The 5,598-nt window shown below is 52.3% G+C and carries 5 protein-coding genes; 2 read left to right on the plus strand and 3 right to left on the minus strand.

The features are described from left to right. Both AC1HCM_RS05320 and hemC read right to left on the minus strand, forming a co-directional pair. Nucleotides 1-1,526 (minus strand): ATP-binding protein (locus tag AC1HCM_RS05320; RefSeq protein WP_479460730.1); only part of this gene is annotated, 1,526 nt, incomplete at its 3' end. After that, nucleotides 1,527-2,441 (minus strand): hydroxymethylbilane synthase, encoded by a 915-nt coding sequence (gene hemC, locus AC1HCM_RS05325; protein WP_479460731.1) that lies wholly within the window; start codon nt 2,439-2,441, stop codon nt 1,527-1,529. A gap of 59 nt (nt 2,442-2,500) precedes the next feature. Here hemC and thiF point away from each other — a divergent pair, with 59 nt between their 5' ends. Together thiF and AC1HCM_RS05335 are read left to right on the plus strand one after the other, a co-directional pair. Next, on the plus strand, nt 2,501-3,316 hold the full coding sequence (gene thiF / locus AC1HCM_RS05330; protein ID WP_479460732.1) for a thiazole biosynthesis adenylyltransferase ThiF: 816 nt from the start codon (nt 2,501-2,503) through the stop codon (nt 3,314-3,316). Between the two features lie 4 nt (nt 3,317-3,320). Next, on the plus strand, nt 3,321-3,671 hold the full coding sequence (locus tag AC1HCM_RS05335) for a response regulator (RefSeq protein WP_479460733.1): 351 nt from the start codon (nt 3,321-3,323) through the stop codon (nt 3,669-3,671). Here the strand turns inward: AC1HCM_RS05335 and lpdA are convergent. Beyond that, on the minus strand, nt 3,661-5,055 hold the full coding sequence (gene lpdA / locus AC1HCM_RS05340; protein WP_479460734.1) for a dihydrolipoyl dehydrogenase: 1,395 nt from the start codon (nt 5,053-5,055) through the stop codon (nt 3,661-3,663). The genes AC1HCM_RS05335 and lpdA overlap by 11 nt on opposite strands. Between the last annotated feature and the right edge of the window lie 543 nt (nt 5,056-5,598).

The following is a 5,598-nucleotide window of genomic DNA, read 5'->3' on the forward strand; positions in this document are numbered from 1 at the left end:
TTGAGCATTATAGCCCTCTGTCTGAAGTTGCCTGTGAGGAACTCGTACTCCTTGCTCAGAACCTCCGAGCTGTCCAGCCTTCCCGTCACCTTTATAGCTGCGTTCGCCACTATCCTCTTCTCCACCTCGCTCGCCGTCTGCTGAGCCCCTATGAGTATCACCCCCAGGCTCCTGCCCCTCTCAGCTATATCAAGCAGGATATCCTTTATGGGGCTCCACCTGTCCTTGGGAGCGTACTTATTAAGTTCGTCAAGAACGACGAATATTTTAGGATAGGGGTTTCCGCTCTCCTCCTTCTCCTTGAATATCCTCTTGAGCATTGAACCGACGACGAACATCTTCGCTATGCCGTGAAGGTCGGATATGTCAATTACGGTGAGCTGGTTAGCCTTCCAGTCTATAGTCCTGGACTCGTGCCCGTATATGAGGTTCTTACAGTGGGAAGCGGCGTGATGGAACCTCCTGAGGAAGGCGTAGGCTGTTGAGGTGGCAGCGGTGCCAAACCACTCCCTGTACCTGTCGGGGTCTGTCTTATTCTCCTTATCTTCAATAACGCCGTAGAGAAGGTTCAGAAGGTCCTGAAGGCTCCCTATCTCCCTGCCGCTTTCGTCAATGAGGATGTCGGGAGGACTGTCCTTCGCAAGCTGTTGGAGCTTCTCTGAAACCCTGTCTATAACGTAGTGGAGGGATGAGGCACCCTCATCTCCCTCGGCGAAGAGAAATCTCAGAAGTCCCTCCTGGGCAAACTCCTTCATACTCCAGCAATAGGGCTGGACGCTGTCAAGCCTGTCCTTTGTAGCCGGCACGTTACTTCCCGGCATCTCAGGAGGGGCAAAGAAGCCAACGTTCCTGAAGGGTTTTGGCTCAAGACCCATCTTCATGAAGTCTTCCTCAAAGTTCTTCCCGAACTTCTTGTTCTTCTTGTCTATCCAGAGGAGGTCCTTTCCCTTAACGTTGAATATGAGTCCGTGTATCCTCTTCCTGTCGTCAGCTTTCTGGAATATTGAGTAGAGGAGAAACAGGGCGTAGGAGGTCTTGGTAGCTACCCCCGACATACCCGATATGGAGACGTGGGCTCCCTCCCTTCCGTTCAGGAAGTCGTAGTTTAGGTAAACAACGTCTCCGCTCCTTGATATGCCCGCCGGTATCTTGCTCTTCATGTTGTCATAGTAAAGCGCCTTCTCAAGCTCCTTCCCTTTAGCTCTGTAGACGGGGTCCCCTGGGGTGGGGGGGACGAAGACCTCCGGCTCTATCCTAGTTACCATGACCCTTGCCACGTAGGCGATGTTGGCTGGGACAATACCGTCGGTGACGAGGCGCTCCTCGTAGGTCAGCTCAATTCCCTCAAGGTACTTCTTTACCTCGTGAACAAGTCCGTAGAACTTTATCTCCTTTCCGCTCCCCTCAAGCCTTGAGCTCACAACGATAACGTCATCAAGCTGTATCGGGTTCCCGCCATCAACCCCGACCCAGAACTCCAAGGGGGTTGCCTCTTTGGTTCCCAAGACTATGCCTACAGGCTTCATTCACTCACCTCCGTATATCTGAGCGAGTATCTCTTTCCCTCCCTTCCTAAGTAGCTCCTCTGCCAGGAGCTCACCGACCTTTTTCGCTTCATCCACGCTTCCCTCCGCACTGCCTTCTATAAATCTAATACCCTCAAGGTCGGAAATGAAACCTTCTATCCTAACCCTGCCGTCTATGACATGGGCGAAGGCGCCTATGGGTACCTGACAGCCGCCCTCCAGCCTTCTCAGGAAAGCCCTCTCACATTCAGCTCTTATCCTGCTCTCCCTGTGGTCAAGGGGCTCTACAAGGGTCATTACCTTATCATCTCCCTCTCTTATCTCTATAGCGAGGCTTCCCTGACCAACCGCAGGTATGAAGTTATCAAGCACCTCCGTTATCTCCCCCTCATAACCCATCCTCTTTACCCCAGCGTAGGCAAGGACTATCGCGTCGTACAGACCCTCTTTGAGCTTTCTAACCCTCGTATCCACGTTGCCTCTGAGGATATCAACCTGAAGGTCCCTCCTGAGTCTCTTTATCTGCACCTGTCTCCTCAGGGATGAGGTCCCTACCTTGGAGCCTTCTGGAAGTTCTCTAAGCTTCTTTCCTTCCCTTGAGATGAGCACATCGTAAGGGTTCTCCCTCTCAGTTATGGCTCCGAGGGTCAGTCCCTCGGGTATTACCATGGGAACGTCCTTGAGAGAGTGCACAGCAAGGTCTATCCTTCCCTCCAGTAGAGCTTGCTCTATCTCCTTAACGAACAGCCCCTTCCCCCCTATCTTTGCGAGGGGTGAGTCAAGTATCTTATCCCCCGTGGTAGTTATCTTTACAAGCTCAACCTCAACGCCCCACTTCCTCTCAAGGAACTCCTTAACGTAGTTAGCCTGCCAGAGAGCTAACTTGCTCTTCCTCGTTCCTATCCTGACCTTCATAGGGAAATTATATGACCCAGCTGGTTGTTTTCAGCCCGAAACTTTGTATCATATTAATCATGTTTCAGTTCACCGAAGAGCAGATAAAGAGGTACGCAAGGCACATAATCCTGCCAGAGGTAGGCGGAAAGGGTCAGGAAAAGCTCTTAAACTCCAAGGTTCTCGTCATCGGTGCGGGTGGACTCGGCTCTCCAGCCCTCTTCTACCTTGCTGCGGCGGGTGTCGGCACCATAGGAATAGTGGACTACGATGTGGTGGACTTTTCCAACCTCCACAGGCAGATACTCCACACGACCGAGAGGGTCGGCGTTCCCAAGGTGGAGTCAGCGAAGAAGACCCTTGAGTCTCTGAACCCAGACGTTAAGGTGGTAACCTACAACCAGATGGTGAACAAGGACAACATTATGGAACTTATAAAGGACTACGATGTAGTTCTTGACGGAACGGACAACTTTCCCACGAGATTTCTCATAAACGATGCCTGCTACTTCGCCGGCAAGCCCCTCGTCTCCGCCGCGATGCTCAGGTTTGAGGGGCAGTGCACGGTATTTGACTTCAGGGACAAGGAGAACTCTCCCTGCTACAGGTGTCTATTCCCAGAGCCTCCTCCTCCCGGTATGGTCCCCTCCTGTCAGGAAGCCGGAATACTGGGTTCAATAGGGGGGATAATGGGCTGCATACAGGCGACTGAGGCTATAAAACTTCTGCTCGGCATAGGCGAACCCCTCGTGGGAAAGCTTCTCATCATGGATGCCCTGTCCATGGACTTTAGAAAGGTGAAGCTCAGGAAGGACCCGGGTTGTCCCCTCTGCAGTAAGGAACCCAAGATAAAGGAGCTCGTAGAGTACGAACACTCCTGTGAGGCAAGGTTCTGAGGCGATGAAGATCCTTCTGGGCGATTCCAACCTGATAACCTCTTCAAAGGTTGCCTCTCTCCTGAAGTCCCAGGGATGGGAGGTTCTCAGTGCGAGCAGGTGGTCCAAAGCAAAGGAGCTTCTTGAAAACAGCTCGGAGGTGGCGGTTGCGGTGATAAACCTTGAGGGCTTCGGAGGGGAGGAGCTCTTGGAGAACCTCAAGAGGGAAAAGCCCGATATAAAGGTAATAGCTTACTGCGGGCATAAGAACCTCAACCTCCAGCAGAAGGCGAGGGAGCTGGGGGCAGAGGTGGTGGTCCCCAACAGCGTCATAGTCAGTCAGGTTGTTGATATAGTGAAGACGCTCACCTCTTGACCCAGGTTATGGGTCCGTAGTATATCTCGGAAGCGCTCTGCCCTATAGCCTCCGATAGTGAGGGGTGGGAGTACATGCTCTTGGAGGCAAACTCCACAGTCTTGTGGTCCTTCATCATGTGGACTACCTGATGTATAAGCTCCCCTGCGTTGGGACCTACTATATGACATCCCAGTATCTCCCCGCTGTCCTCGTCCGCCACTATCCTCACAAAGCCCTCGTTCTCCCCATCGTCCATAGCCTTCGGATTGGACACGAAGGAAGTGACCCCGACCACAACATCGTAGTCCTTGTCCTCAGCCTGGTCCTCCGTGAGTCCAACGCTCGCAACCTCAAAGGCGGAGTAGATTATCTTGGGAACTATCCTGTCGTCCCTCTTCCAGTCCCTTCCACCGAGCATGTGGTTCACTGCGATCTTGCCCTCATACATTGCCTTGTGGGCGAGCATCAGGGGAGAGGTTATATCACCACAGGCGTATATGTTCGGAACGCTCGTCTGGGAGAACTCGTTTACCTTAACAAACCCCTTTTCATCAAGCTCAACACCGACTTCCTCAAGACCGAAGCCCCTCGTATTGGGTTTCCTCCCTATTGCCAGAAGTATGAAGTCAGCCTCAAGCTCCTCTCCGTTCGTAAGCCTCACCCTCACGCCCTCGGGCGTCTTTTCCCAATCCTCAACGGTGGTCTTAGTCCTGATGTCCACACCGAGCTGTTTTAGCTTCCTGCCAAGATACCTGCCAGAGTCCTCTGGTATATCGTTGCTGGGAAGGAGTCTTCGCTGGAGTTCAAGGAGGGTTACCTGAGAGCCGTACTTCCTGAATATGTAGGCAAACTCCACGCCCACAGCCCCGCCTCCGACTATCACGAGTCTCTTCGGGACGAAGTCTATATCCCACACCTGGTCTGTGTCCACAACGTACCTTCCATCGGGGATGAGGTTCCCGACACCCACGGGGCTTGAGCCTGTGGCAACCAGTATGTACTTGGTCTTTATCCTTTCCTCAGCACCCTCAACAAAGACCGTGTTCGGGTCCTTTATAACGCCCCTCCCATAGATTATCGGGAGATTTATCTGCTGGGCGAACTTCTTAAAGTTCTCCCTTATTGTTACCACAACCTCATCCCTGCCTTCCATAAGGCTCTTGTAATCAATCTCATAGCCCTTAGTGGCTATCCCCCATCTGCGGGATATCTCCATCTTGTCAATGAGATGGGCTCCGTGCCTCATGTACTTGGAGGGTATGCAGCCTCTGTTCAGGCAGTTTCCTCCAACCGTGTCGGGTGAGAGCTCAACGAGAACGGTTCTCATCCCCCTGCGGTAGGCGTATATGCCGGCTTCGTATCCTCCGCTTCCCGCACCCACTATGACGAGATCCGTTTCCATCCCAAACCTCCTTAGGAAATTAAGAATATTATGATAACCCGATTTCTTTCCTATACGCCCCAACCTCTCCTATAGCTTATTGCAGGTTCTTCACATTCTCGTCCAGAATCCTGCTCAGCTCTCGCCACTCTTTTAGACTCTTCAAGGTGTGGATGTGTTTCTTTACAGAAAGCCCCGCCAGAAAGCCCCGTATCTGTGATACAGGGATGAATGGCGTCCGATAGGTATTGATTTTTTAAAAAAGTAGTTCTAATATTAAAACCAAGAAGGGGAATACCTGTGGGGGAAAACATCCCCCACGACCCTTAAAGCTTAAAGGCTTTTTAAAGGGCTGGCAGACCCCTTAAAGTCTGCCCTACCCGTGGACCGCGGGGAAGTAACGCCCGTGGAGTGGGTCCTACCCACGATGAAGCGGGAAGCCCCTCACTTCAGTGAGGGGAGGAGGTCACAAGCATCTTCATTCCCCTGTTGTACGTCGCCTGAGCGAAGTATAATATAATATTCATTCCTGAGGCCCGGTAGCTCAGTTGGTAGAGCACCCGG

The organism is Hydrogenivirga sp., assembly GCF_056450045.1.